The organism is Microbacterium sp. NPDC058269 (genome assembly GCF_042881445.1).
Taxonomy (GTDB): domain Bacteria; phylum Actinomycetota; class Actinomycetes; order Actinomycetales; family Microbacteriaceae; genus Microbacterium.
In genome coordinates this window covers 499,711-524,085 of the sequence record NZ_JBHVXT010000001.1, presented here as the reverse complement: position 1 = coordinate 524,085, position 24,375 = coordinate 499,711, and the positions used below count along the sequence as shown (strand labels likewise).

27 protein-coding genes are annotated in these 24,375 nt (G+C 69.2%); 21 read left to right on the top strand and 6 right to left on the bottom strand.

The genetic code is table 11. From position 1 onward, the window contains the following. Positions 1-44 precede the first annotated feature (44 nt). From infA to rplQ, 6 genes are all read left to right on the top strand, one after another. Entirely contained in the window at positions 45-266 is a 222-nt protein-coding gene (gene infA / locus ACFVWL_RS02560) for a translation initiation factor IF-1 (protein WP_017201569.1), read from the top strand. A 64-nt stretch (positions 267-330) separates the two neighbouring features. Beyond that, entirely contained in the window at positions 331-447 is a 117-nt protein-coding gene (gene rpmJ / locus ACFVWL_RS02555) for a 50S ribosomal protein L36 (protein WP_005050492.1), read from the top strand. 178 nt (positions 448-625) lie between these two features. Next, positions 626-1,000 carry a 30S ribosomal protein S13 gene (gene rpsM, locus ACFVWL_RS02550; RefSeq protein WP_017201568.1) on the top strand — a complete coding sequence of 125 codons (375 nt, stop codon included), beginning with the start codon at positions 626-628 and terminating at the stop codon, positions 998-1,000. Positions 1,001-1,031: 31 nt separating this feature from the next. Beyond that, a complete protein-coding gene (gene rpsK, locus ACFVWL_RS02545; RefSeq protein WP_017829189.1) occupies positions 1,032-1,430 on the top strand; it encodes a 30S ribosomal protein S11 in 399 nt (132 codons plus the stop codon). Between the two features lie 134 nt (positions 1,431-1,564). Beyond that, entirely contained in the window at positions 1,565-2,554 is a 990-nt protein-coding gene (locus ACFVWL_RS02540; protein ID WP_021201111.1) for a DNA-directed RNA polymerase subunit alpha, read from the top strand. Between the two features lie 33 nt (positions 2,555-2,587). Continuing rightward, positions 2,588-3,145, top strand: a complete 558-nt coding sequence (gene rplQ / locus ACFVWL_RS02535) for a 50S ribosomal protein L17 (RefSeq protein ID WP_387178105.1) — start codon at positions 2,588-2,590, stop codon at positions 3,143-3,145. A 71-nt stretch (positions 3,146-3,216) separates the two neighbouring features. Here rplQ and ACFVWL_RS02530 read toward each other — a convergent pair whose 3' ends face one another. Next, the gene (locus ACFVWL_RS02530) at positions 3,217-4,791 is read right to left on the bottom strand and encodes an AMP-binding protein (protein WP_387178103.1); all 1,575 of its coding nucleotides are present in this window, start codon (positions 4,789-4,791) and stop codon (positions 3,217-3,219) included. Positions 4,792-4,883: 92 nt separating this feature from the next. Further along, entirely contained in the window at positions 4,884-6,104 is a 1,221-nt protein-coding gene (locus ACFVWL_RS02525) for a PAS domain-containing protein (protein WP_387178101.1), read from the bottom strand. Between the two features lie 163 nt (positions 6,105-6,267). Here ACFVWL_RS02525 and ACFVWL_RS02520 point away from each other — a divergent pair, with 163 nt between their 5' ends. The 13 genes from ACFVWL_RS02520 to ACFVWL_RS02460 all read left to right on the top strand — a co-directional run bounded on the left by ACFVWL_RS02520 (position 6,268) and on the right by ACFVWL_RS02460 (position 18,244). After that, positions 6,268-7,287 carry a Bug family tripartite tricarboxylate transporter substrate binding protein gene (locus tag ACFVWL_RS02520; protein ID WP_387178098.1) on the top strand — a complete coding sequence of 340 codons (1,020 nt, stop codon included), beginning with the start codon at positions 6,268-6,270 and terminating at the stop codon, positions 7,285-7,287. A 1-nt stretch (position 7,288) separates the two neighbouring features. Beyond that, positions 7,289-7,858 carry a tripartite tricarboxylate transporter TctB family protein gene (locus ACFVWL_RS02515; RefSeq protein ID WP_387178095.1) on the top strand — a complete coding sequence of 190 codons (570 nt, stop codon included), beginning with the start codon at positions 7,289-7,291 and terminating at the stop codon, positions 7,856-7,858. Next, entirely contained in the window at positions 7,858-9,405 is a 1,548-nt protein-coding gene (locus tag ACFVWL_RS02510) for a tripartite tricarboxylate transporter permease (RefSeq protein WP_387178093.1), read from the top strand. Before ACFVWL_RS02515 ends, ACFVWL_RS02510 begins: the two co-directional genes overlap by 1 nt. 48 nt (positions 9,406-9,453) lie before the next feature. Beyond that, the gene (locus ACFVWL_RS02505; RefSeq protein ID WP_387178091.1) at positions 9,454-10,251 is read left to right on the top strand and encodes a sulfite exporter TauE/SafE family protein; all 798 of its coding nucleotides are present in this window, start codon (positions 9,454-9,456) and stop codon (positions 10,249-10,251) included. Positions 10,252-10,321: 70 nt separating this feature from the next. Beyond that, on the top strand, positions 10,322-10,606 hold the full coding sequence (locus tag ACFVWL_RS02500) for a hypothetical protein (protein WP_387178089.1): 285 nt from the start codon (positions 10,322-10,324) through the stop codon (positions 10,604-10,606). Further along, positions 10,599-12,161 carry a sensor histidine kinase gene (locus ACFVWL_RS02495; protein ID WP_387178086.1) on the top strand — a complete coding sequence of 521 codons (1,563 nt, stop codon included), beginning with the start codon at positions 10,599-10,601 and terminating at the stop codon, positions 12,159-12,161. The genes ACFVWL_RS02500 and ACFVWL_RS02495 overlap by 8 nt, the downstream gene beginning before the upstream one ends. Position 12,162: 1 nt before the next feature. Beyond that, complete coding sequence (locus tag ACFVWL_RS02490) at positions 12,163-12,822, top strand: response regulator transcription factor (protein ID WP_029258937.1); 660 nt, start codon at positions 12,163-12,165, stop codon at positions 12,820-12,822. Beyond that, the gene (locus ACFVWL_RS02485) at positions 12,819-14,399 is read left to right on the top strand and encodes an SLC13 family permease (protein ID WP_387178083.1); all 1,581 of its coding nucleotides are present in this window, start codon (positions 12,819-12,821) and stop codon (positions 14,397-14,399) included. Before ACFVWL_RS02490 ends, ACFVWL_RS02485 begins: the two co-directional genes overlap by 4 nt. Positions 14,400-14,518: 119 nt before the next feature. Further along, entirely contained in the window at positions 14,519-15,721 is a 1,203-nt protein-coding gene (locus ACFVWL_RS02480; RefSeq protein WP_387178081.1) for a glycerate kinase, read from the top strand. Between the two features lie 57 nt (positions 15,722-15,778). Continuing rightward, the gene (locus ACFVWL_RS02475; RefSeq protein WP_387178078.1) at positions 15,779-16,249 is read left to right on the top strand and encodes a MaoC family dehydratase N-terminal domain-containing protein; all 471 of its coding nucleotides are present in this window, start codon (positions 15,779-15,781) and stop codon (positions 16,247-16,249) included. Next, positions 16,249-16,647: a MaoC/PaaZ C-terminal domain-containing protein gene (locus ACFVWL_RS02470; RefSeq protein WP_387178075.1), complete on the top strand. Its 399-nt coding sequence runs from the start codon at positions 16,249-16,251 to the stop codon at positions 16,645-16,647. The genes ACFVWL_RS02475 and ACFVWL_RS02470 overlap by 1 nt, the downstream gene beginning before the upstream one ends. A 13-nt stretch (positions 16,648-16,660) precedes the next feature. Continuing rightward, positions 16,661-17,794 carry a UDP-N-acetylmuramate dehydrogenase gene (locus ACFVWL_RS02465; RefSeq protein ID WP_387178072.1) on the top strand — a complete coding sequence of 378 codons (1,134 nt, stop codon included), beginning with the start codon at positions 16,661-16,663 and terminating at the stop codon, positions 17,792-17,794. Between the two features lie 48 nt (positions 17,795-17,842). Beyond that, a complete protein-coding gene (locus ACFVWL_RS02460) occupies positions 17,843-18,244 on the top strand; it encodes a VOC family protein (RefSeq protein ID WP_028502430.1) in 402 nt (133 codons plus the stop codon). On the opposite strand, the gene ACFVWL_RS02455 is transcribed toward ACFVWL_RS02460, so the two are convergent. From ACFVWL_RS02455 to ald, 3 genes are all read right to left on the bottom strand, one after another. Further along, positions 18,202-18,639, bottom strand: coding sequence for a hypothetical protein (locus tag ACFVWL_RS02455; RefSeq protein WP_105526188.1), 438 nt, complete (start codon positions 18,637-18,639; stop codon positions 18,202-18,204). The two genes, ACFVWL_RS02460 and ACFVWL_RS02455, sit on opposite strands and share 43 nt — an antisense overlap. A 128-nt stretch (positions 18,640-18,767) precedes the next feature. After that, positions 18,768-19,967 carry a pyridoxal phosphate-dependent aminotransferase gene (locus ACFVWL_RS02450; RefSeq protein ID WP_387178069.1) on the bottom strand — a complete coding sequence of 400 codons (1,200 nt, stop codon included), beginning with the start codon at positions 19,965-19,967 and terminating at the stop codon, positions 18,768-18,770. A gap of 81 nt (positions 19,968-20,048) precedes the next feature. Beyond that, positions 20,049-21,143 (bottom strand): alanine dehydrogenase, encoded by a 1,095-nt coding sequence (ald, locus tag ACFVWL_RS02445; RefSeq protein WP_387178066.1) that lies wholly within the window; start codon positions 21,141-21,143, stop codon positions 20,049-20,051. A 103-nt stretch (positions 21,144-21,246) separates the two neighbouring features. Here ald and ACFVWL_RS02440 point away from each other — a divergent pair, with 103 nt between their 5' ends. Continuing rightward, on the top strand, positions 21,247-21,765 hold the full coding sequence (locus tag ACFVWL_RS02440) for an Lrp/AsnC family transcriptional regulator (protein WP_105526185.1): 519 nt from the start codon (positions 21,247-21,249) through the stop codon (positions 21,763-21,765). A gap of 110 nt (positions 21,766-21,875) precedes the next feature. Here ACFVWL_RS02440 and ACFVWL_RS02435 read toward each other — a convergent pair whose 3' ends face one another. Next, positions 21,876-23,300: a PLP-dependent aminotransferase family protein gene (locus tag ACFVWL_RS02435; protein ID WP_387178063.1), complete on the bottom strand. Its 1,425-nt coding sequence runs from the start codon at positions 23,298-23,300 to the stop codon at positions 21,876-21,878. Between the two features lie 67 nt (positions 23,301-23,367). On the opposite strand from ACFVWL_RS02435, the gene ACFVWL_RS02430 reads away from it, so the two are divergent. Then, entirely contained in the window at positions 23,368-24,366 is a 999-nt protein-coding gene (locus ACFVWL_RS02430; RefSeq protein WP_387178060.1) for an aldo/keto reductase, read from the top strand. Positions 24,367-24,375: the final 9 nt, after the last annotated feature.

The following is a 24,375-nucleotide window of genomic DNA, read 5'->3' as shown; positions in this document are numbered from 1 at the left end:
CACCCACCGCAGATCGACCGATCTGCAGAAGCGTCAGCGAGGCTATGGCTAAGAAAGACGGTGTCATCGAGATCGAGGGCGTGATCTCCGAGGCTCTGCCCAACGCGATGTTCCGCGTTGAGCTCAGCAACGGACACAAGGTCCTTGCAACGATCTCCGGCAAGATGCGGCAGAACTACATCCGTATCATCCCCGAGGACCGTGTGGTCGTGGAGCTCAGCCCCTACGACCTGACCCGCGGCCGTATCGTCTACCGCTACCGCTGATCGGTCGAGAAGTAACGGCCTGCCCCTGCCCGGGGCGGTACGAAGACAGCGAACAGGAAACATCATGAAGGTCAACCCCAGCGTCAAGCCCATCTGCGATCACTGCAAGGTGATCCGCCGTCACGGCCGCGTCATGGTGATCTGCAAGAGCAACCCGCGTCACAAGCAGCGCCAGGGCTGAGTCCCTGGCGGGCCCGCCGGTCTGATCGACGGGCCCGCGCTGCGCGGCATCGTTCACGCACATCTCACAACTGAAAACACAACGGCAGGATCAGAACTCGCGGAAGCGGGGGACACCTCGGGGCGGAGGCCCGGGCACCGATCCTGTTCCATACCTCCACAACACCCAGGAGAACCGCATGGCACGTCTTGCCGGCGTTGACATCCCGCGCGACAAGCGCGTGGTGATCGCCCTTACCTACATCTACGGCGTCGGCCGTACCCGCTCGGTCGAGATCCTCAAGGCGACGGACATCGACGAGAGCATCCGCGTGAAGGACCTCAGCGACGACCAGCTGATCGCCCTCCGCGACCACATCGAAGGCAACTACAAGGTGGAGGGTGACCTGCGCCGCGAGGTTGCAGCAGACATTCGCCGCAAGGTCGAGATCGGCTCCTACGAGGGCATCCGCCACCGTCGTGGTCTCCCGGTCCGTGGTCAGCGCACCAAGACCAACGCCCGTACCCGCAAGGGCCCGAAGCGCACCGTCGCAGGCAAGAAGAAGGCCCGCTAAGCGCGGCCCCAGGGACTAGGAGAACACTTTCATGGCTGCACCCAAGGCCGCCGCGCGCAAGCCGCGCCGCAAGGAAAAGAAGAACATCGCGCTGGGCCAGGCCCACATCAAGTCGACGTTCAACAACACGATCGTCTCGATCACCGACCCGTCCGGCGCCGTCATCGCCTGGGCATCGTCGGGTGGCGTGGGCTTCAAGGGCTCCCGCAAGTCGACCCCGTACGCCGCCGGCATGGCTGCCGAGTCGGCTGCTCGCCAGGCTGCGGAGCACGGCGTCAAGAAGGTCGACGTCCTCGTGAAGGGTCCGGGCTCCGGCCGCGAGACCGCGATCCGCTCGCTGCAGGCCGCCGGCCTCGAGGTGGGTTCGATCCAGGACGTCACCCCGCAGGCGCACAACGGCTGCCGTCCGCCGAAGCGTCGCCGCGTCTGATTCGCGTGTCGAGCCGCTCGGTCCCTTCGTGGTCTGAGCGGCTCGACGCCCGCGTGCGGGCATCGACTTCCACAACTCAAAACCTCACCCCACCACATGTCATATAGCGGGCATGTGATCGAAAGGAACACAGAGTGCTTATTGCACAGCGTCCCACACTGACCGAGGAAAAGATCGTCGAGAACCGTAGCCGGTTCATCATCGAGCCTCTGGAGCCCGGCTTCGGTTACACGATCGGCAACGCGCTGCGCCGCAGCCTGCTGTCGTCGATCCCCGGTGCTGCTGTCACCAGCGTTCGCATCGACGGCGTGCTGCACGAGTTCAGCACTATCCCCGGCGTGAAGGAGGATGTCACCGAGATCATCCTCAACATCAAGCAGCTCGTCGTCTCGTCGGAGCGCGATGAGCCCATCACCGCGTACCTGCGCAAGACCGGTGCGGGCGAAGTCACCGCCGCTGACATCTCGGCTCCGGCCGGTGTCGAGGTGCAGAACCCCGAGCTCGTCATCGCGACGCTGAACGACACCGCGAAGTTCGAGCTCGAGCTCACCATCGAGCGTGGCCGTGGCTACGTCTCGGCGACGCAGAACCGCAACGAGTACGCCGAGGCCGGTCAGATCCCGATCGACTCGATCTACTCGCCGGTCCTCAAGGTCAGCTACCGCGTCGACGCGACCCGTGCCGGGGAGCGCACCGACTTCGACAAGCTCGTCCTCGACGTCGAGACCAAGTCGGCTATCAGCCCCCGCGACGCCGTCGCGTCGGCTGCCAAGACGCTCACCGAGCTGTTCGGCCTCGCCCGCGAGCTGAACGTCGAGGCCGAGGGCATCGAGATCGGCCCGGCGCCGGTGGAGGCAGTGAACTCCAGCGAGCTGTCGATGCCGATCGAGGACCTCGACCTGTCGGTCCGCTCGTACAACTGCCTGAAGCGTGAGGGCATCAACACCGTTTCCGAGCTCGTCGCCCTGTCGGAGACGCAGCTCATGAACATCCGCAATTTCGGCCAGAAGTCGGTCGACGAGGTGCGCGACAAGCTCATCTCGCTCGGTCTGTCGCTCAAGGATTCGGTGCCCGGTTTCGACGGCGCCCACTTCTACGGCGGCAGCGAAGACGAGTCCTTCTGATACCCGACCTTTCTGACCAGGAGTTAGACGATTATGCCCAAGCCCACTAAGGGTCCCCGCCTCGGAGGCGGCCCCGCACACGAGCGCCTGATGCTTGCCAACCTCGCGGCGGCGCTCTACACCCACAAGTCGATCAAGACGACCGAGACCAAGGCCAAGCGCCTTCGCCCGCTCGCCGAGCGTCTGATCACCTTCGCCAAGCGTGGCGACCTGCACGCGCGTCGTCGCGTGCTGTCGGTCATCGGTGACAAGGAAGTCGTGCACGTCCTGTTCTCCGAGATCGCGCCGCTCGTCGCTGACCGTGAGGGTGGCTACACCCGCATCACGAAGGTCGGCAACCGCAAGGGCGACAACGCTCCGATGGCCGTGATCGAGCTCGTCCTCGAGCCCGTCACCCCGAAGGCGAAGTCGACCAAGAAGGCTGCTGCTCCGAAGGCCGACAAGGCTGAGAAGCCGGCTGAGGTCGTCGAGGAGGCTCCCGCTGAGGAGGCTCCCGCCGAGGAGACCGTCGAGGCCGGCGCCGAGTCGCAGGCCGAGGGCGAAGCAGCCGAGGCTGCCGCCGAGGACGCTGTCGAGAAGAAGTCCGAGTAAGAACTTCGCTCACGAAGAAGCCCGCCGCCCCTTTCAGGGTGGCGGGCTTCTTCGTGTATCGGGCCACGTCCTCAGCGGGCGCGCAGGTCCTTGCGCAGGATCTTCCCCGAGCTCGACTTGGGGATCACGTCGATGAACTCCACCTGCCGCACCTTCTCGTGCGGTGCGACGTGAGAAGCGACGTGCGCCATCACCGCCGCGGCGTCGAGGTCGGCATCCGGCTGACGCACCACGAAGGCCTTCGGCACCTCCTGACCGTCTTCGTCGGACGCACCGATCACGGCGGCGTCCGCGATGGCAGGATGCTCGAGCAGCACGGCTTCCAGGACGGCAGGAGCCACCTGGTAGCCCTTGTACTTGATGAGTTCCTTGAGTCGGTCGACGATCCGGTAGATGCCGTCGTGGGTGACGGTCGCGACGTCACCGGTGTGCAGCCAGCCGTCGGCGTCGAGCATCTCAGCCGTGGCGTCGGGGCGGTTGAGGTAGCCGACCATCACCTGAGGTCCGCGCACCCACAGCTCGCCGGGCTCACTCGCACCCTCCGTCGGTACGGCGACGTCTTCGCCCGAGTCGGGGTCGACGAGCCGTGCTTCGGTGTTCGGCACGAGGGGGCCGATGGTCGAGCGGTCGATGTCGGTGCGCGCCTCGGAGATGAGGTTCACCGCGGGGCTGGTCTCGGTCATGCCGTAGCCCTGGGTGACGATGCACCCCAGCCGGTTCGCGACCGCCGAGGCCAGCGCGCCGTCGAGAGGGGCGGCGCCGGAGAAGATCACCTTCACCGCCGAGAGGTCGTACTGGTCGACGATCGGATGCTTCGCGAGGGCGACGGCGATCGGGGGAGCGACGAACACCCAGGTCGTACGGTGCTCGGCGATGATGCGCAGGAACTCGGGGAGGTCGAACTTCGGCATCGTGACGAGCCCGGCCCGCTGACGCAGAGCGAAGTTCAACAGCACCGTCATGCCGTAGATGTGGAAGAAGGGCAGCACGGCCAGGACCCGATCGCTCGCATCGACGCCGAGCACGGGGCGGCACTGGGACACGTTCGCGACCAGGTTCCGGTGCGTGAGCATCACTCCCTTCGGGCGGCCGGTCGTACCCGAGGAGTAGGGGAGGACGGCGAGATGGGTCGCCGGGTCGAAGGACACGTCCGGTGCCGGGCGCCCCTCGCCGAGCAGCGCCGGGAGCGAGGGGTGCCCTTCCGCGCCGTCGAGAACGATGACATGGTCGGCGTCGAATCCGAGTTTGTCCGCGGCGGCCTGGGCGCCGGGAAGCAGAGGGGAGACCGTCACGAGCCAGGTCGCACCGGCGTCGGTGAGCTGGTTCGCGATCTCGTCTGCGGTGTAGAGCGAGTTGATGGTGGTGGCTGTCGCGCCGGCGCGGAGGATGCCGTGGAACACGGTGGCGAAGGCCGGCACGTTCGGGCAGAGGACTCCGACCGTCGTGCCGACACCGACCCCGCGTGCCGCGAGGGCTCCGGCGAACAGATCGATCTGTCCGACGAGCTGCCGGTAGGTGGTGGTCGCCCCGCTCATGCCGTCGACGAGGGCGATGGTGTCGAGCTCGGCCTCGGAGAGATCGCCGAACAGGAATTCGTGGATGGAGACCTCGGGGATCTCCACATCGGGATAGGTACTGCGAACCATGAGATCTCCTTCGATCCGGGCAGGCTGACGACGACGTCGAATGCGATCCAGTGTCGCACACAATGGCACTGCGTCCCAGAAGAAGGTGGGCGTCAGACGGTGTCGTTCGATCGATAGCGGGTGCTCGGGCGGCCCTTGGTCGAGTAGTCGAGCGTGCGCGTCGCTCGGCCCGAGCCGGCGAGGTGCTCGAGGTATCGGCGGGCGCTGACGCGCGAGATGTCGAGGTCTTCGCCGATCTCGGTCGCCGAAGCGTCGGGGCGCGCGGCGAGAGCCGCGGAGATACGGTCGAGCGTCTCGGCGCTGAGACCCTTGGGGAGCCCGAGCCGCTGCCGGAACGCGATGATCGCATCCGCCGCCTCGACCCGTCGGACCACGTCATGGAGCTCGGTGTGATCGCGCAGCAGGAGCGTCGCGCCGATGCCTCCGCCATCTGCGTCGCTTCCGGTGCTGCGGGCGACGAGCACGTGCGATCCCACGATCACCGGACGCCCGGCGGACTCGCCCTCGCGCAGCACGGTCGTCAGCTCCTCACCCAGCACCTCGGCGGCGGGCTCTCCATCGAGGTCGCCGGCGTCCCTGTCGAGGAAACGGGCGGCCGCGTCGTTCACGAGTGTGATCCGCCCGGCGCCGTCCACCGTGATCACCCCTTCGCTCAGACCGTGCAGCGTGGTCTCCTGATTCTTCACGAGCGCGGCGATCTGATGCGGCTCGAGGCGGTAGATGCGCCGCCGGATGACGGACGTGACCCACGCGGACCCGAAAACCCCGAGCACCGCCGCGGCCAGCATCGCCGAGATAAGCCAGACGAGATTGGCCGAGAACTCTTCGTTCAGCTCCGACTCGAGGATGCCGACGGATGCGGTGCCGATGATGCCCCCCTCGTCGTCGCGGATGGGGACCTTGACCCGCCAGGAGGTGCCGAGCGTGCCGGTCTGCGTGCCGACATAGATCTCGCCCGAGAGAGGGATCGACGGGTCGGTGGAGACCTTCTCGCCGATGCGCGCCGGGTTCGGGTGCGAATAGCGGATGCCGTCTTCATTGGCCACCACAACGTAGGCGAGGTCGGACGCCTCGCGGATGACCTCGGCGATGGGCTGGATCACGGCGGAAGGCTCGACATCGTCGAATGCCGCATGCACGGTGGGGAGGGCGGCGACCGACTGGGCCACGGCCTGCATCCGGTCCTTGTACGCCTCACGGAGGGCCTGCTCCTGGAATGCGCCGGCCACGATGCCGGTCGCCAGGGTCACCAGGAACACGATCAGCGCCTGCAGCACGAGCAACTGCACGCGGAGCGTCATCTTCGAGGCCACCTGCTCATTCTGGCCCGTCGGCGAGTGCGTTGCGAGCGGGCGAGGGTGCCGCTCGTGACCAATAGTTCCGAAACTCCGACCAATGGTTTCCGAAGGCGGAGCAGGGGCGTCTCACGCTCCAGGGTGGAGCCACAGCATCACGAACGCTCAAGGAGGAGCGCACATGAAGAACGCACGCATCGCAACCCTGGCCGGGCTGGCCGCGGTGGCAGCCCTCACCCTCACCTCGTGCGCCGGAGGCAGCGCCGCGACCGACGACGGGGCAGGGGAGTCGGAGGTCGCCACGATCACCGACGTCTCGATCGTGGTCCCGGCGGATCCCGGCGGGGGATGGGACCAGACGGGCCGCGCCCTGTCGCAGGTGCTCACGGAGGACGACATCGTCAGCTCCGCGCCCGTGACGAACGTGGGCGGCGCCGGCGGTACGGTCGGCCTCGCCCAGCTCGCCAACGAGAAGGATCCGAACACCCTCATGGTGATGGGCCTGGTCATGGTCGGAGCGGTCGAGACCAACGCGTCGGCGGTGCGGATCGAGGACACCACGCCGATCGCCCGCCTGACGGACGAACCGCTCGTCGTGGTCGTGCCGGCCGACTCGAAGTACGACACCCTCGACGACCTCGTCGAGGACATCGTCGACAACGGTCAGGCGGTCACGATCACGGGAGGATCGGCAGGAGGCGCCGACCATATCCTCGCCGGGCTCATGCTCGAGGAAGCGGGTCTCGACGGCGCGGAGATCGCCGAGAAGCTGAACTACACGCCGAACTCCGGTGGTGGCGAGGCTGTTCCCCTGCTCATCGGCGGCAAGGTCGCCGCAGGCATCTCGGGCGTGGGCGAGTTCGCCCAGCACATCGAGAGCGGCGCACTCAAGGCGCTGGCAGTGTCGAGCGAGGAGCCGGTGACGCAGCTCCCGGACGTTCCGACCATCACCGAGGAGGGCTACGACGTGGTCCTCACCAACTGGCGCGGGGTGATCGCTCCCGGGGACATCTCGGACGGCGAGAAGGACGAGCTGGTGCGCGTGATCACCGAGCTGCACGAATCCGAGGCGTGGACCGAGCAGCTGGAGACCAAGGGCTGGACCGACGCGTTCCTGGTCGGCGAGGAGTTCGACGAGTTCCTCACGGGGAACATCGAAGAGGTCACCGCGACGTTGAAGAACATCGGTCTGGTGCAGTGACATGACGGTCCCCGCATCATCGGGGACCGAGGAGCAGGGAGTGCGGGTCGACCACGACGGTCGGCCCGCACGCCGCTCTCCCTCCGTCCCCATCGGCGAACTCGTGTTCGCCGGAATCATGGTCGCGCTCGGCGTCTTCGCCGTCGTCGGCATCTTCCTGATCCATGTTCCCGTCGGCATGAAGGCCGGCCCGACGGTCTTCCCGATCTTCGTCTCGGTCATCCTGCTCGCCTCCGCGGTCGCGGTGCTGATCGGGGTGCTGCGGGGCGAACGCGGCGGTGCCGAGGAGGCGGAGGACATCGATGAGAGCCTCCCGACCGACTGGGTCACCCTCGCCAAGCTCGCCGGACTGGTCGTCGCGCACCTGCTCCTGATCGAGCCCCTCGGATGGGCACCCGCAGCCGCGCTGCTGTTCGGCGGGGTCGCGTGGTCGCTCGCGGCCAAGCGCTGGTGGATGGCCTTCCTCATCGGCATCGTGGTCGCGCTCGTGATCCAGGTCGCCTTCGGCGGTCTGCTCGGTCTGTCGCTGCCCTGGGGCCCTGCCCTCGGCTGGCTCGGAAGGATGTTCTGATGGACAGTTGGACCCTGTTGATGGAGGGCTTCGCGACGGCGCTGCAGCCGCAGTACCTCGCGTTCGCCTTCCTCGGCGTCTTCGTCGGCACCGCGGTCGGAGTGCTCCCGGGCATCGGCCCCGCCATGACGGTGGCGCTGCTGCTCCCCCTCACCTACACGCTCGACCCCGCCGCCGCGCTGATCACCTTCGCGGGCATCTACTACGGCGGGATGTACGGCGGCTCGACGACGAGCATCCTCCTGAACACGCCGGGGGAGTCGGCGTCGATAGTCACGGCGATCGAGGGCAACAAGATGGCCCGGATGGGACGGGGCGCTGCCGCCCTCGCCACCGCTGCCATCGGATCGTTCATCGCGGGCACCCTGGCGACGCTGGGGCTCACGCTGCTGGCTCCACTGCTCGCGCAGTTCGCGGTCAACCTGGGCCCGGCGGATTACGTGGCCCTCATCGTGATCGCGTTCATCACGGTCGGCGCGCTGATCGGCAGCTCGATCTCGCGAGGGATGCTCTCGCTCGGCGTCGGCCTGTTCCTCGGGCTGGTCGGCACAGACTGGCTCTCCGGGCAGCAGCGCTACACGCTGGGGCTCCCGGCCCTGTCCGACGGCGTCGACATCGTGTTGGTCGCGGTCGGCCTGTTCGCGGTCGGAGAGACGTTCTACATCGCCGCCCGGTTGCGGCACGGCGGCGTCGACGTGATCCCCGTGACCCGCGGGTGGCGCTCCTGGATGACGAAGTCCGACTGGCGGAGGTCATGGAAGCCGTGGTTGCGCGGCACGGCCATCGGCTTCCCGATCGGCACGATCCCCGCCGGTGGTGCGGATGTCGCGACCTTCCTGTCATACGCGACCGAGCGCAAGCTGTCGAAGCACCGCGACGAGTTCGGGCGCGGGGCGATCGAGGGTGTCGCCGGTCCGGAATCCGCGAACAACGCGGCCGCTGCCGGTGTGCTGGTGCCGCTGCTCACGCTCGGGTTGCCGACGACCGCGACCGCGGCGATCATCCTCACGGCGTTCCAGTCGTACGGCATCCAGCCGGGCCCGCTGCTCTTCGAGAGCCAGTCGAACCTGGTGTGGGCGCTCATCGCGAGCCTCTACATCGGCAACGTGATCCTGATCGTGCTCAACCTGCCTCTCGTGGGCATGTGGGTGAAGCTGCTGCAGATCCCGCGGCCGTACCTGTACGCGGGCATCCTGCTGTTCGCGGTGTTCGGGGCGTACGCGCTGCACAGCTCGCCGTCGGACATCGTGATCCTGTTGATCGTCGGTATCCTCGGCTACTTCATGCGTCGGTACGGCTACCCGGTGGCACCGCTGGTGGTCGGCATGATCCTGGGCCCGATGGCCGAGGAGCAGCTGCGCAAGGCACTGCAGCTGAGCCAGGGGGATCTGAGCACGCTGGTCATGCAGCCGTTCGCCGCGATCGCGTACGGCGTGCTGGCCCTGCTGATCGTCGGTGGACTCTGGCTGCGACGCCGGCAGCGGAGGTACGAGCAGGCACTGACCGAGTCGATCGCGGTGCCGATCAAGGCGGATTCCGAGGTCTGACCGGGACGTGAGTTCGAGAGGGGAGGCGGCCGCGAGTAGGCTGATCCGGTGAGTGACGTACAGGCCCCCGCACGTGGGCCTCGCGCCTACGTGGCGTTCATCGGGATCGGCCTTCTCGCCGGCCTCCTCTCCGGACTCTTCGGCGTGGGCGGTGGCACGGTCATCGTTCCGTTGCTCGTGCTCCTGCTGCACTTCGATCAGCGCCTCGCGGCCGGGACCTCGCTCGCGGCGATCGTGCCCACGGCGAGCGTCGGCGTCATCTCCTACGCCACGACCGGGTCGGTGGCCTGGGTCCCCGCGATCATCCTCGCGGCGGGTGCCGTGGTGGGTGCGCAGATCGGCACGCGACTGCTCCCTCGTATCTCGCAGACCGCGTTGCGCTGGGGCTTCGTCGGCTTCCTGGTCGTCGTGATCGTCAGCCTCTTCCTCGTGATCCCCTCGCGCGACGCCGCGTTCGAACTCTCCTGGCTGACCGGCATCGCGCTCGTCGGCGTGGGCATCGGCACCGGCATCCTCGCGGGGCTGATCGGCGTCGGCGGTGGAGTGATCGTCGTTCCCGTGCTGATGCTGGCCTTCGGCACGAGCGACCTGGTCGCCAAGGGCACGTCGCTCCTCATGATGATCCCGACCGCGATCTCGGGCACCGTGGGAAACCTCCGCAACCGCAACGTCGATCTGCTCGCCGCGCTGCTCATCGGCATCTCCGCCTGTACGACGACCGCTCTCGGGGCGTGGCTGGCGACGATCGTCGACCCCACGCTGGGCAACATGCTGTTCGCGGCATATCTTGTCGTGATCGCGGTGCAGATGGCGGTCAAGGCGATCAGGGGTCGTAAGCGCGCCTGATCGCGTCTGGATGAGAGGATCTTCATCCACGGCTCATCTGCCCATCATGATCGACGGGCATCATGGGGTCATGCCCACTCCACGACGCCTCCTCCTCACCGGCGCGCTGATCGCGATCCCGGTCGCCTTCGCGGTCGGAAGCGTCGTGCTGGCGCAGATGCCGCCGTCGCCGCAGATCCCCACCGGGCCCGTGTCGGTGCAGCTCGCGCCGCCGGTGCCGAGTGAGGAACCTGCGCCCGCGCCGGCACCCGTCGTCCCGGCTCCTGCTCCTGCACCTGCGCCGGCACCGGCTCCCGCACCGGCCCCCGCACCGCCCGCCGGTGACGACGACGATGACGGTGGCGACGATGACTGACGCGCCCACCCTGCCCCTCGACCTCGGTGTGCCTGTCGCCCCGGTGGGTCCGGAGGCGCGTGCGGTTCCGCAGGGCCCCGCGCTCACCGGTGCTCCGCTGCGCACGCTGCGCCGACGCACCTTGCCCGCCCGCTGGCGGATCACGCTGTGGATCATCCTCAGCACCGCCATCACGCTCCTCGCCGTCGGGATGATCGGCCGCAGCATCTTCCTCGCGGGCGTGGAGCAGTCGGCCAACACGGAGATCGAGCAGGAGGCCGCCGAGTTCTCCCGCTTCGCGGAGGATGCCGCGGCCAGCGGCCACACCACGGCTGAAGAACTGGTCGGCGAGTACGTCGCACGACAGTCGGTGCACGAGAACGAGGTCCTCATCGCCACCGTCGACGGCGCGGTGATCGCGGTCGCCAACGGCCGGGTCGAGGCGACGGACCCTTCCACGCTGTCGGCCGTGCCTGGGAGTGAGGCGCTCGTGACCGCGCTCCTCGGCGAGACGGCGACCTCCGGTGCGATGGACTCGCCCGACGCGGGCCCCCTGCGCTGGGGCCGTCTGGACTTCACGACAGGCGACCGTGACGGCGCCGTGCTGATCATGCAGTACACGCAGGAAGCCCGGTCGCAGGTCGATGCCGGTTTCGCCACGATCGCGTGGGTGGCCCTGATCGGCATCCTGCTCAGCTCCGGTGTCGCCTGGCTCGTGGCCGGCCAGATCCTCGCACCGGTGCGAGAGGTCTACCGGGTCGCCCGCGACATCGGAGAGCACGATCTCTCCGCGCGGGTGCCGGTCGAGGGGACCGACGACATCGCCGCCGTGGCCACGACGTTCAACCAGATGCTGGACCGCCTCGAAGCCGTGCACGCCACGCAGCAACGGTTCGTCGATGACGCCGGCCACGAGCTGCGTACCCCGATCACGATCGTACGCGGGCAGCTGGAACTGCTCAGCGAAGACCCCGAGGAGCGTGCGGCGACTCTGCGTCTCGTGAGCGACGAGCTCGACCGGATGAGCCGCATCGTCACGGATCTGCTCGTGCTCGCGCGGGCGGAGCAGCCCGACTTCGTGCGGATCGCGGACTGCGACATCGCCGCCCTCACCCTCGACATCGAGGCCAAGGCGCAGAACCTCGGCGATCGTCGCTGGCAGCTCGTGGAGGTGGCGGAGGGGACGGCGGCGCTCGACCCCCAGCGGGTCACTCAGGCCGTGCTCCAGCTTGCGGCGAACGCGGTGCAGGTCACCGAGGCGGGCGACCGCATCATCATCGGCTCGCGCTTCGACGGCGACGGGACCGAACGCCGGCTGCGGCTGTGGGTGCGCGACTCCGGCCCCGGAGTCGCGCCGGCCGATGCCGAGCGCATCTTCGAGCGCTTCGCCCGCGGTGACAGCTCCGGTGCGCGTCGCGGGTCGGGGCTCGGACTCGCGATCGTGCGGGCGATCACCGACGGACACGGCGGATCCGCCTGGGTCGACAGCGTGTTCGGCGAGGGCGCCACCTTCGGTCTCGACCTTCCGGCCCCCACCACCGCGCGGCTCCACGCCGCGGCAGAGAGGAGCGAGTGAGATGCGCAGCATCCTCATCGCCGAAGACGACCCGCACATCACCTCGTTCGTCCGCCGGGGCCTGCGCGCGGCCGGCTACGAGACCGCCGAGGCGGCCGACGGGCACACCGCACTGCTGATGGCTCGCAGCGGCATGTTCGACCTGGTGCTGCTCGACATCGGGCTCGGCGGCATGGACGGCTTCGACGTGCTGGCCAACCTGCGCGGCGAAGGCGTTGCGACACCCGTCATCATCCTCACCGCCCGCGACTCGGTCATCGACACCGTGCGGGGCCTGGAGAGCGGGGCGAACGACTACGTCACCAAGCCGTTCCAGTTCGCCGAGCTCATCGCCCGTGTGCGGCTGAGGATCGGCGACGGTGAGGGGCGCGCGGCCGGCCCTGTGCTCACCCACGGCGACGTACGGGTCGATGTGCGAGCCCGCACGGTCACGGTCGATGGAGACATGCGCGAGCTCACCTCGCGGGAGTTCGCCCTGCTCGAGGTGTTCCTGCAGAACGCCGGTCAGGTGCTGTCACGCGACCAGCTGATCGGACACGTCTGGGGGATGGACTTCGATCCGGCCTCCAACGTGGTCGACGTCTACGTGCGGGCGCTGCGCGGCAAGATCGGCGTCGACCGCATCGAGACCGTGCGCGGGGCGGGATACCGATTCCGATGAGCCCTCGCACCGACACCACGAGCCCGGCGTCCGAGACGACGACGGTCGAGCGCACGCGCTTCGCGACGATGCCGCCCGAGCGACAGGGGCTGCCCGTCGGACGCCGATCCGTGCGTCCTCGACGTGGACGCGCGAGCATCCTCCGCCTGGTCGTGCTCGGACTCGTGCTGGTCGCCGGGGCCGGGATGCTCCTGGCCGCGCTGACTCGGTCATCAGGAGACAGCGCACCGACCCTGCCGATCGCGGTGACCCTCACGGTCTTCCTCCTCGCCGTGTGGGCGTGGACGTCGACGCGCCTCGATGACACGCTCGTCGCCTTCCTCGCCGCGATCGCCCTCATCGTCACCGGCGTGCTCCCGGCGAGCGACTTCTTCTCCTCCCTCGGTGACGAGACCATCTGGCTGCTCATCGGGGCCTTCGTGATCGCCTCAGCTGTGTCGTCTTCGGGCCTCGCCCTGCGCGGCGCCTCGCACCTGCTGCGATTCGCACGGGGGCCGCGGAGCCTGTTCCACCTCACGACGGTCGCGCTCACACTCACCGCCTTCGCCGTGCCCGCGACGTCCGGGCGTGCGGCGCTCGCTGTCCCCGTATACACGGCGGTCTCGGCCGTGCTTCCCGGACGCGAGCGGGTGATCCGCGCCCTCGCTTTGCTGATGCCGACCGTCGTGCTGCTCTCGGCCGTCGGTTCCTTGCTCGGCGCGGGAGCGCACATCGTCACCGATCAGCTCCTGCGGGCTTCGGGCGAGGACGGCTTCACGTTCCTGAGCTGGCTCTGGCTCGGGTTGCCCCTCGCCGTGGTCTCCTCGCACCTGGCCTGCGAGATCATCCTCTGGCGCTTCACCCGCCGCGACGACCGCACGACACCCCTTCGCGTGAGTGCCGCGGAGATCGGCCGCTCCGCAGTGACCGCGGTCACCGGACCGCTCAGCACTCTGGAGCGACGGGCCGCCGTGCTGCTGGGCGGGGTGATCCTCCTCTGGGCCACCGAGCCGCTGCACCATCTGTCGCCGGCCCTGGTCGCGCTCCTCGGAGCGGTCGCCGCCGTGACGCCGGGGGTCGGCTGCCTGACCTTCCCTGCCGCGATCAAGCGCGTGCCGTGGTCGCTGCTGCTGTTCCTCGCCGCGACCCTCGCACTGGCCTCCGCGCTCACGAGCACGGGCGCCGCCGCCTGGCTGAGTTCGTCGGCGCTCGCCCCTCTGCGTGGACTCGGCGCCGCGGGAGCCGTCGCGTTCGTGCTCGTGGTCATCGCGATCTCGACCGCCGCGCACCTGCTGATCCCGTCGCGGTCGGCGCGCTCCGCCGCGATCATCCCCGTCGTGATCGCACTCGCTCCTGCCCTCGGCGTCTCCCCGATGGCTGCGGCCTTCGCCTCGACCGCCGCGGCGGGCTTCTGCCACACGCTGCCCAGCTCGGCGAAGCCGGTCGCGATGTTCGCCGACCCCGACATCGTCAACGGCGGCTTCACCCCGCACGACCTGCGGCGGCTCTCCGTGCTGCTGGCACCGGCGATGTTCGTGCTGGTCGCGGTCTTCGCCCTGTGGGTCTGGCCGCTGATGGGGCTGCCGCTGCTGCTCTGATCCGCAGCGCTCCCACCCCCTCACATCCGCTTCACTCCGCGTGCGCCGCCGGTGCACCGGTGCTCGTCGTGCCCGCACACCGGGCGCTCGTCGCCCGTTCGGGCGCAGAAGGAGGAACCATGTCGATCCACACCCCGCAGCGCATACTGGTCGCACCGAGCGGATTCAAGGAGAGTCTGAGTGCCGAGGCCGTGGCGCAGGCGATCGCCGCCGGCGTGCGCCGGGTCATCCCCGGCGTGCAGGTCGATGAGTACCCGGTACCGGATGGCGGAGAGGGCACCGCCGCCGCGCTCGCCGCGGCCACCGGCGGCGAACTCGTTCCCGTGCGGGTCACCGGTCCCGTCGGCGAGCCGGTCGATGCGCACTGGGCGAGGCTCGGTCGGCATGCCGCCGGGACCGCTGTCGTCGAGATGGCATCCGCCGCAGGCCTCAGGCTCGTGCCCCGCGACCGCCGCGACCCGGGGGAGACCACCACCCGGGGAGTCGGAGAGCTGATCGCGGCGGCTCTCGACGCCGGGGTCGAGCGGATCGTGGTCGGTTGTGGCGACTCCGGCACGAGCGACGGCGGCGCCGGTGCGCTCGAAGCGCTCGGCGCCCGCATCGTCGATCGCGACGGCGTACCCATCGCCGCGGGCGGACGGCACCTGCGGGAAGCAGCGAGCCTCGATCTCGCGGGTCTTCATCCCCGTATCGGAGAGGTCGAGATCGTGCTCGCCTGCAACATCCACAACGTGCTGTGCGGGCCACGCGGCGTGGCCCGGGTGTTCGGCCCGCAGAAGGGAGCGACGTCGGATCAGGTGGAGCAGCTCGCCGGGGCCCTCGACATCTGGGCCGGTCTGCTCGAGGAGCAGAGTCCGTTCGGGGCGGCGATGGACGTGCGCACCGGCGGCGGCACGGGAGCATCGGGCGGACTCGGGGCGGGGCTCGCCGCGGCGCTCGGTGCGCGGCTCGCCCCGCGCTTCGAGGTGCTCCTCGACAGCGGGCTGCTGCCCGAACCCCTCGACGAGCTGATGGCGGTGGCCGATCTCGTCATCACCGCTGAGGGGGCGATCGACTTCCAGACCCCCCGGGGCAAGGTGCCGGCCGAGATCGCGATGCGCGCCCGGGTCGCCGGCGTCCCGGTGCTCGGGATCGCCGGGTCGCTGGGTGTCGGCGCGCCCACCGTGCACGACATCGGGATCGACGCGATCGCCTCGATCATCACCGTGCCGATGCCGCTCGAAGAGGCGGTGGAGCATGGCGAGGCGCTGCTGCGCGATGCCGCGGAGCGCAGCATGAGGATGGTCCTGCTCGGATCGGCGATGTCTGCGCGGGCAGCCTGAACCCTCCGAAGCCGACCCGCGGCCTGGTTCGCCGCCACCCCTCGGTAGGATCGAGGGGTGGCAGTGAACCAAGATCTGGTCGGCCGGGAGTTCCCGCCGACGGCCCCGTACCTCGTCGGCCGCGAGAAGGTGCGCGAGTTCGCTCGCGCCGTCTTCGCCGACGCCCCGCAGCACACCGACCTGAAGGCGGCCCGCGCGGCCGGCTTCTCCGACGTCGTGGCGCCGCCGACCTTCGCGATGGTGATCCAGGACCTCACCCTCCAGCAGCTGCTGGGGCAGGAAGACTCCGGCATCGTGCTGGCGCGCACCATCCACGCCGAGCAGCGCTTCACCTACACGCGTCCCATCGTCGCGGGCGACGAACTCACCGCGCAGCTGCGTGTCACCGGCATCCGGATGATGGGCGGCAACGCGATGATCACCAGCGAGGCCGAGATCACCGACCCGGCGGGAGCCCATGTCGTGACGGCGACCAGCGTGCTGCTGGTCGGTGCTGAGCCGACTGCGGATGAAGGAGAGGCCGCCTGATGGGCTACACCGTCGGAGACGTGCTCGCCGAGCGCACCGTGCACCTCACCCGCGAATCGCTCGTGCGCTACGCCGGAGCATCCGGAGACTTCAACCCCATCCACTACCGCGATGACGTCGCGGCATCCGTCGGTCTTCCTGGTGTGCTCGCGCACGGAATGCTCACGATGGGGATCGCCTCGTCGGTGGTCGTCGCGGCGCTCGACCCGGCGACCCGCATCCTCGACTACGGCGTTCGATTCACGAAGCCGGTAGTGGTCGACCCGGTCGACGGTGCTGACATCACCGTCGTCGCCACGGTCGGCGCAGTCGACGAGGAGGCCGCTCGCATCGACCTCAAGGTCACGTTCGGCGAGACCACCGTCCTCGTCAAGGCGCAGCTGCGCATCGCCGTCTGATGAGGACGCTCTGATGCGCGAGATCGAGCCGGTCCGTCTCGCGGAGCTGACCACGCTCCGCACGGGAGCGGCACCGGAGCGGATGTTCGAGGCGACGACGACCGCCGGCCTCGTCGGGTCTCTGCGTGAGACGTGGGCACGCGGCGACGAGTGGTTCGTCCTCGGTGGCGGCTCCAACCTCTTCGTGGGCGACGAGCCCTTCGAGGGCACGGTCATCCGCGTCCGCACCGAGGGCATCGAAGAGCTGCCGTCCCCGCACGCGGGCCGCATCCGTCTGCGCGCACAGGCCGGACACGGCTGGGACGACCTCGTCGCCTATGCCGTCGCTCACGGCTATGCGGGCCTCGAGGCCATGAGTGGGATCCCCGGTACCGTCGGCGCGGCCCCCGTGCAGAACATCGGTGCGTACGGGCAGGAGATCCAGGAGACGCTGGTCGAGGTCGAGCTGATCGACGAGTCGACCGGCGAGATCTCGACGGTTCCCGCTGCCGAGCTCGGACTCGGCTTCCGCACCTCGGTGCTCAAACACCACCACGGGAGCGTGCCCCTGCGTCGCGCCGTGATCCTCTCGGTGACCGTCGACCTGTTGATCGCGGGCGAGCGCGTGGTGCGTGGCGAGCAGCTGCGCCGCGCACTGGGCCTGACCGATGAGACACCGGTTCCGCTGGGATGGGTGCGTGAGCGCATCCTCGCGACCCGTGCGTCGAAGGGCATGCTGCTCGACGCGGATGACCCCGACACCCACGGCGTCGGCTCCTTCTTCCAGAACGCGATCGTGACGGCGGCGGTGGCCGGGGCGCTGCCACCCGAGTGCCCGCGCTGGCCGGTCGCCCCCGACCTGGATGCGGTGACCGTCATCCCGCTGGCGTCTTACGACGGTCAGGTGCCGCTGTCGAAGCCCGCCACGGTCTCCGACGTCAAGGTGAGCGCAGCCTGGCTGATCGAGCAGGCCGGTATCCGCAAGGGGTTCAAGCTCCCGCGCTCTCGTGCCTCGGTGTCGACCAAGCACGCGCTCGCGTTGACCAACCGCGGTGGCGCGACCGCCGGCGAGGTCTCCGAGCTCGCGCGGTTCATCCAGAGCAGGGTGCACGCCGAGTTCGGTCTCGTGCTGCAGCCGGAGCCGGTGCTCGTCGGCGTCGAGCTGTAGACGGTCGAACCCTTAGGACGCGTCGGCGGTCGCGGCTACACTCGCGGCATGAGCGGACTGATCCCGTACCTCCTGTTCCCCGGCAATGCCGCAGAGGCGCTGCGTCACTACCGGTCGGTGTTCGGCGGTGACCTGCAGCTTCTCGACTACGCCACCGCTGGCCGACACGACGGACCGGGCGATGCGATCGCACACGGGCAGCTGAGCGGGTTGGTCGAGATCGCAGGAGCGGATGCCGGGGCCGACGACGACGCCGTGCAGATGGGCGGCATGTTCCTGTCGCTCCTCGGCACGGCAGACGCGCTCACCCTCACCGGCTGGTACGACAAGCTCGCCGCCGACGGCCGTGTGATCGACGCACTGCAGAAGCGACCCTGGGGCGACTTCGACGGCACGCTCGTCGACCGCTACGGCATCCGCTGGCTGATCGGCTTCCACCCCGAGGACTGAGGCGTCCCGATGCCGAAGTAGGGACGAGACGACGGCAGGAAGATCAACACGACCGCCGTGGTGGTGAGGGCGAGGGCCGCGAGGCCGACCCAGAACTCCCAGATCGGGGCCGCTGCCGCCGGAACGTAGAGCGCGAGCGGGAGGGGGAACAGCAGGGTCGCGTATCGGGCCCACGACTTTCGTCTTGCGACAAGCACGGTGATGGTCGCATAGACGACCACCGGGACGAAGGGGAGCACACTGAGCCACTGTCGCGACTCTCCTCCCCAGTACCAGAGGAAGGGAGCGACCACGAGGGAGAGGAAGAAGACCAGCACGGTCACCGTGATCAGGATGGCGAAGGCCACCCCCAGAGTCACCGGCATCCGACCATCACGCTGCTCGCCGTTCGTCATACCTCCAGTATCGCTGGCGCTCGCCTCATGGCAGCGACAGCCTATCGGCGTGAGCCTGAGTTCCCTCGTGTAGATGACGAAGACCCCTCCCGTCTGCAGACGGGAGGGGTCTTCGTCGGTTCAGCGGGTCAGGCGAACAGTCGCTGCAGGCGCTGAACGCCCTCGAGCAGCTGGTCGTCGCCGAGCGCGTACGACATGCGGATGTAGCCGGACGGGCCGAAGGCCTCACCGGGGACGACAGCGACCTCGGCCTGGTCGAGGATGAGGTCGGCGAGCTCGAGCGAGGTGGTCGGAGTCACGCCGCCCCAGGTGCGGCCGAGGAGGCCCTGCACGTCGGGGTACACGTAGAACGCGCCGAGCGGGTTCGGCACCACGAGGCCGTCGATCTTCGACAGCTCCGACACGATGAGCTGGCGACGGCGATCGAATGCCTGGCGGAACTGCTCGGCCTCGTCCTGCGGTCCGGTGAGCGCGGCGATCGCGGCCTTCTGAGCGACGTTGTTCACGTTGCTGGTGAGGTGCGACTGCAGGTTGCCGGCGACCTTGATGGCGTCGGCCGGGCCGACCATCCAGCCCACGCGCCAGCCGGTCATGGCGTAGGTCTTCGCGACGCCGTTGACCAGGATCGTCTGACCGGCGACCTCGGGGACGGCCTCGACGATCGAGGTGGCCTTGACGCCCTCGTAGGTGAGGTTCTGGTAGATCTCGTCGCTGATGATCCAGATGCCGTGCTCGAGCGCCCACTCGCCGATGGCCTTGGTCTCCTCGGCGGTGTAGACGGAGCCTGTGGGGTTCGAGGGCGAGACGAACACGAGCGCGGTGGTGCGGGCGGTGCGAGCGGCTTCGAGCTGCGCGACCGTGACCTTGTACTCCTGGTCGGCGCCGGCGAAGACCTCGACCGGGGTGCCGTCGGCGAGGCGGATGGCCTCGGGGTACGTGGTCCAGTACGGCGCGGGCAGCAGCACCTCGTCGCCGGGGTTCACCACCGTCTGGAACGCCTGGTAGACCGACTGCTTGCCGCCGTTGGTGACGATCACCTGGCTGGGGGCGACCTCGAGGCCGGAGTCGCGCAGGGTCTTCGCGGCGATCGCCTCGCGCAGCGCCGGGAGGCCGGGGGCCGGCGTGTATCGGTAGCTCGCCGGGTCGGCCAGAGCCTCGGCCGCGGCATCCACGATGAACTGCGGCGTCGCGAAGTCGGGCTCGCCGGCGGCGTAGGAGATGACGTCCTTGCCTTCGGCCTTGAGGGCCTTGGCCTTGGCGTCGACCTTGAGGGTCGCGGACTCGGCGATGGCGGACAGCTTGCGGGAGAGAGGAGCGCGTTCGGTCACGATTACGAGCGTACTCGGGTCGATGCGGCAGGAGAGGTGTGGGATGCCGCCAAGATCCGGAGTTCTTTCGGGTGCGGAAGGTCAGCCGGTGACGAGTCCGTGCGCCTGCGCGACGGCCGGCAGCGTGATGCGTCCGCCCTGCACGTTCAGGCCCGCAGCCAGTGCCGCGTCTTCGGATGCCGCGCGCTCCCAGCCCTTGCCGGCGATCGCCGAGACGTACGGGAGGGTCGCGTTGGTCAGGGCGCGGGTCGCGGTCTCGGGAACCGCGCCCGGCATGTTCGCGACGCAGTAGTAGATCGAGTCGTGCACCGCGAACGTGGGGTCGTCGTGGGTGGTCGGGTGCGATCCCTCGAAGCATCCGCCCTGGTCGATCGCGATGTCGACGAGCACGGAGCCCGGCTTCATCGCGGCGACCATGTCGTCGGTGACGAGCTTGGGGGCCGCAGCGCCGGGGATCAGCACGGAGCCGATCACGAGGTCGGCGGTCTTGAGTTCTTCGGCGATGTCGTAGCGGCTCGAGGCGCGGGTCTCGAGGGCGCCGCCGTAGCGGTGCTCGAGCTCGCGCAGGCGCGGCAGCGAGACATCGATCACGGTGACCTTCGATCCGAGCCCGAGGGCGTTCGCCGCGGCGTGCTCTCCGGCGACACCGCCGCCGATGACGACAGTCTTGGCGCGTGGCGTGCCGGCGATGCCGCCGAGCAGCATTCCGCGCCCGCCCTGAGAGCGCAGCAGCGAGTACGAGCCCATGGTGACCGAAAGCCGCCCGGCGATCTCGCTCATCGGCACGAGCAGCGGCAGGCTGCGGTCGGGCAGCTGCACGGTCTCGTAGGCCACGGCCGTGGTCCCGGCATCGACGAGGGCGGTCGTCAGCGCGAGGTCGGCCGCGAGGTGCAGGTAGGTGAAGAGGGTGAGGTCCTCGCGCAGGAAGCCGTATTCCTGGGCGATCGGCTCCTTGACCTTGATGACCAGATCGGCCTCGCCCCACGCTTCGGCGGCGGTCGCCACGATCTCGGCGCCGGCCGTGCGGTAGTCGTCGTCGGTGATGCGCGATCCGAGCCCTGCTCCGGACTGCACGAGCACGCGGTGGCCCTCGCGCACCAGGCGGTCTGCGCCGGCGGGAGTGAGGGAGACGCGGTTCTCGTTGTTCTTGACCTCGGTGGGGACGCCGATCTTCATTGATCCTCCAGGTGTGATGCGGTGCGGCACCCAGGATCGCAGAAACATCGACGGAACAACAGAATCGGTGAAGATGATTCGTCAAGCGCGGAAATCCTGAATAATGCTTCGTATGGAGACGACTTCAGAGGCCCCGGAGCCGAACACCGTTCGGGCCCCGGCACTCGACGCGATCGATGCCAGGATCGTGCAGCTGCTCACGGCGGACGGGCGCATGACGAACGCCGAGCTCGCCGGGCGCCTGGGCGTCGCGCCGTCGACCGCGCACGCCCGGTTGCGCGCCCTGGTCGATCGCGGCGTGATCACCGGGTTCCACGCGAGTGTGGACGAGCGGGCGCTCGGCGCGGGCCTGCAGGCGATCATCGGCGTCACGCTGCGTCCGAGTGGACGTCGGGAGAGCATCGTCGAGTTCGCGGACCGCGTGCGCGTGCTGCCGCCGGTGATCCAGCTCTTCTTCCTCGGTGGCGACGACGACTTCCTCCTGCACATCGCGGTCGCCGACTCGTCGGAGATGCGCGAGTTCGTGCTCGAGCATCTCTCGGCGCAGAGCAGCGTCGCCTCCACGCGCACGAGCATCGTGTTCGACTACCACCGCAACTCGGTGGCCGCTTCCTTCCGCTGAGAGGGTCGTCGGCACGTCGAGGTCGACTCCGGTCGCACTTTCTGTCGCCTTGACGCGCTACATCCGACAAGAACTGCGACCGGAGCGGTGGGGTGCGCGCGGCTCGAGCCTCATCGGACGAGGGTGGCGAGGCGAGCGACCGCCTCCTCGACGAGAGCATCGTCGAGATTTCCGTATCCGAGGACCAGCGCGTCCGGGCGATCGGCTGTGTCGGTATAGCGGCGCAGCGAGGTGAGAGCCAGCCCCTCGGCGGCACCGGCGCCGATCACGGCGGAAGCCGGAACATGCGACGGGAGGGTCAGAACCAGGTGCATGCCGGCGGCGATGCCCGAGACGGTCAGATCCGGCAGCCGTGTGCCCAGCGCGTCGAGCAGCCGTTGTCGTCGGCGGCGGAATCGGGTGCGTGAGGAGCGCAGGTGCCGTTCGAGGTCGCCTCGCGTGATGAACTCCGCGAGGCCGGCCTGATCGATCAGAGAGGGCGGGGCTGCCGAGGGCGGGGGAGCGAGGTCCGGCGGCAGCAGCATCCATCCGAGACCCAGGGCGGGCGACACCGACTTCGACAGGGAGCCGATGAGCGCGACGCGGTCGGGCGCGAGGCGCTGCAGGGCGGGGACGGGGCGGCGGTCGTAGCGGAACTCGGCGTCGTAGTCGTCTTCGATGACCAGTCCCGCGTGCTCTCGCGCCCAGCGGACCAGCTGCTCGCGTCGGGCCGGCGCGAGCGCTGCACCGAGGGGGAACTGGTGCGCGGGCGTCACGAGCGCGGCACGGGCCCCCGTGTGCGTGGCCAGGGCAGCGAGCATCTCGATGTCGACGCCGTCGTCATCGACCGGGACCCGGATCGGGCGCAGTCCGTTGTTTTCGGCGACGGCCCGCAGCCGTGGCCAGCTCGGATCCTCCACGAGGAGCGTCCGGTGCCCGCGCCCGTGCAGTTCGCGCGTGAGGATGTCCATGCCGTCGGTGGCACCGTGGGTGATCGTGACACGGTCGGGATCGGCGTCCGCGTGACGCGATCGGGAGAGGTAGGCGGCGACGGCCGCGCGGGAGGGAGCGTATCCGAAGGGGTGCGCGGCGGCGAGCTCGCGATCGGGGAGGTCGGCGAGCGCGGCGCGCAGTGCTGCCGCCCACCGCGATCGGGGAGTGGCGCGCAGGTCGGGGATGCCCGGACGCAGGTCGTAGCGGATGGGCGGTGCGGATGCGGGCGCAGGGTCGCGCGGCCGGGGATGATCATTGCCCCGGGTGGCCTCCGGCGCCTCCTGCCGCTCCGCCACCCGGGTGGCCGATCCGGTCCTCGCCTCCAGCATGCCCTCGGCGACCAGTTGCCCGTACGCCTCGGTCACGACCCAGCGGGAGACCCCGAGTGTCTCCGCGAGGGTGCGACTGGGCGGCACGGCCGAGCCGGTGACCAGACGGCCCTCGTCGATCGCGCGGCGCAGTGCGTTCTCCACCCGGTCCCGCAGCGGTGGTCGGGCGTCGGTGCCCTCGGTCTCAAGTTCGAGGAGCGTCTCCCACGCGAGAATCGGTCTGGTCGTCTGCATCGTGATTGGAGTGTATCCCCGTGCCGATATCTCCCTACCGTGGAGCCATCCCCGAGAAAGGAACACCATGCAGTACCGCACCCTCTCCGATGGCCGCACCTCTTTCGACGTCTCGACCCTGTGTCTGGGGGCGATGAACTTCGGCACCCGCACGGACGAGGCCACCTCACGCGCGATCCTCGACCACTTCGTCGAGGCGGGCGGCACGTTCATCGACACCGCCAACAACTACAGCCTCTGGGCAGGCGGCGACGGCCGCGACAGCGAAGACCTGCTCGCCCGCTGGATGAGCGACCGCGGTAACCGGGACGCGCTCCGCATCGCCACCAAGCTCGGCGCCGCGCAGAAGGATACGTCGAAGCCGCTGTCGAACACCCCGCCCACGAACTTCGAGGGACTCTCCGCCGAAGTCATCCGTCGGCAGGCCCCGGAGAGCGCCCGCCACCTCGGCATCGACCACATCGACGTCCTCTACGGCCACGTCGACGACCGGGATGTCGCGCTCGCCGAGACGGTCGGCGCGTTCGGTGAACTCCAGGCGGAGGGGCTCGTCGGCATCACCGGCATCTCCAACGTGCCCACCTGGCGTGTCGTCGAAGCGCGGGAGGAGGCGCAGCGCCAGGGCATCGCTCCCTACGGCGTCGTGCAGCAGCAGTACAGCTTCCTGTACCCCGCGCCGCGCATCGGGCGGAACAACTTCGTCACCCCCGACCTGCTCGACTACGCGGCATCCACCGGGACCCCGGAGCGTCCTCCGCTCGCGATCACCGTGTACTCGCCGCTGCACCAGGGTGGGATCTCGCACCTCGACAAGCCGCTGTGGGGAGGCGTTGATCACCCGACCAGTCATGCCCGCCGCGCGCTGCTGCACGAAGTCGCGGCGGAGATCGGCGCGACACCGAACCAGGTCGCCCTCGCGTGGCTTCTCGGTGCGGAGGTCCCCGTCATCCCCGTCGTCGGAGTGTCGTCGCTCGCCCAGCTGGAGGAGGCACTGGGCGCCGCCGACCTGGTGCTGGAGTCCGAGGTGCGGGAGCGTCTCGACGCCGAACCGGCCGACGCGCGTTGAACGGTGCGG

Coding starts and splice junctions, on each gene's coding strand:
- infA (WP_017201569.1), top strand. CDS start 45: ATGGCTAAGAAAGACGGTGTCATCGAGATCGAGGGCGTGATCTCCGAG.
- rpmJ (WP_005050492.1), top strand. CDS start 331: ATGAAGGTCAACCCCAGCGTCAAGCCCATCTGCGATCACTGCAAGGTG.
- rpsM (WP_017201568.1), top strand. CDS start 626: ATGGCACGTCTTGCCGGCGTTGACATCCCGCGCGACAAGCGCGTGGTG.
- rpsK (WP_017829189.1), top strand. CDS start 1,032: ATGGCTGCACCCAAGGCCGCCGCGCGCAAGCCGCGCCGCAAGGAAAAG.
- rplQ (WP_387178105.1), top strand. CDS start 2,588: ATGCCCAAGCCCACTAAGGGTCCCCGCCTCGGAGGCGGCCCCGCACAC.
- ACFVWL_RS02530 (WP_387178103.1), bottom strand. CDS start 4,791: ATGGTTCGCAGTACCTATCCCGATGTGGAGATCCCCGAGGTCTCCATC.
- ACFVWL_RS02520 (WP_387178098.1), top strand. CDS start 6,268: ATGAAGAACGCACGCATCGCAACCCTGGCCGGGCTGGCCGCGGTGGCA.
- ACFVWL_RS02515 (WP_387178095.1), top strand. CDS start 7,289: ATGACGGTCCCCGCATCATCGGGGACCGAGGAGCAGGGAGTGCGGGTC.
- ACFVWL_RS02510 (WP_387178093.1), top strand. CDS start 7,858: ATGGACAGTTGGACCCTGTTGATGGAGGGCTTCGCGACGGCGCTGCAG.
- ACFVWL_RS02500 (WP_387178089.1), top strand. CDS start 10,322: ATGCCCACTCCACGACGCCTCCTCCTCACCGGCGCGCTGATCGCGATC.
- ACFVWL_RS02495 (WP_387178086.1), top strand. CDS start 10,599: ATGACTGACGCGCCCACCCTGCCCCTCGACCTCGGTGTGCCTGTCGCC.
- ACFVWL_RS02490 (WP_029258937.1), top strand. CDS start 12,163: ATGCGCAGCATCCTCATCGCCGAAGACGACCCGCACATCACCTCGTTC.
- ACFVWL_RS02485 (WP_387178083.1), top strand. CDS start 12,819: ATGAGCCCTCGCACCGACACCACGAGCCCGGCGTCCGAGACGACGACG.
- ACFVWL_RS02480 (WP_387178081.1), top strand. CDS start 14,519: ATGTCGATCCACACCCCGCAGCGCATACTGGTCGCACCGAGCGGATTC.
- ACFVWL_RS02470 (WP_387178075.1), top strand. CDS start 16,249: ATGGGCTACACCGTCGGAGACGTGCTCGCCGAGCGCACCGTGCACCTC.
- ACFVWL_RS02465 (WP_387178072.1), top strand. CDS start 16,661: ATGCGCGAGATCGAGCCGGTCCGTCTCGCGGAGCTGACCACGCTCCGC.
- ACFVWL_RS02460 (WP_028502430.1), top strand. CDS start 17,843: ATGAGCGGACTGATCCCGTACCTCCTGTTCCCCGGCAATGCCGCAGAG.
- ACFVWL_RS02455 (WP_105526188.1), bottom strand. CDS start 18,639: ATGACGAACGGCGAGCAGCGTGATGGTCGGATGCCGGTGACTCTGGGG.
- ald (WP_387178066.1), bottom strand. CDS start 21,143: ATGAAGATCGGCGTCCCCACCGAGGTCAAGAACAACGAGAACCGCGTC.
- ACFVWL_RS02440 (WP_105526185.1), top strand. CDS start 21,247: ATGCTTCGTATGGAGACGACTTCAGAGGCCCCGGAGCCGAACACCGTT.
- ACFVWL_RS02435 (WP_387178063.1), bottom strand. CDS start 23,300: ATGCAGACGACCAGACCGATTCTCGCGTGGGAGACGCTCCTCGAACTT.
- ACFVWL_RS02430 (WP_387178060.1), top strand. CDS start 23,368: ATGCAGTACCGCACCCTCTCCGATGGCCGCACCTCTTTCGACGTCTCG.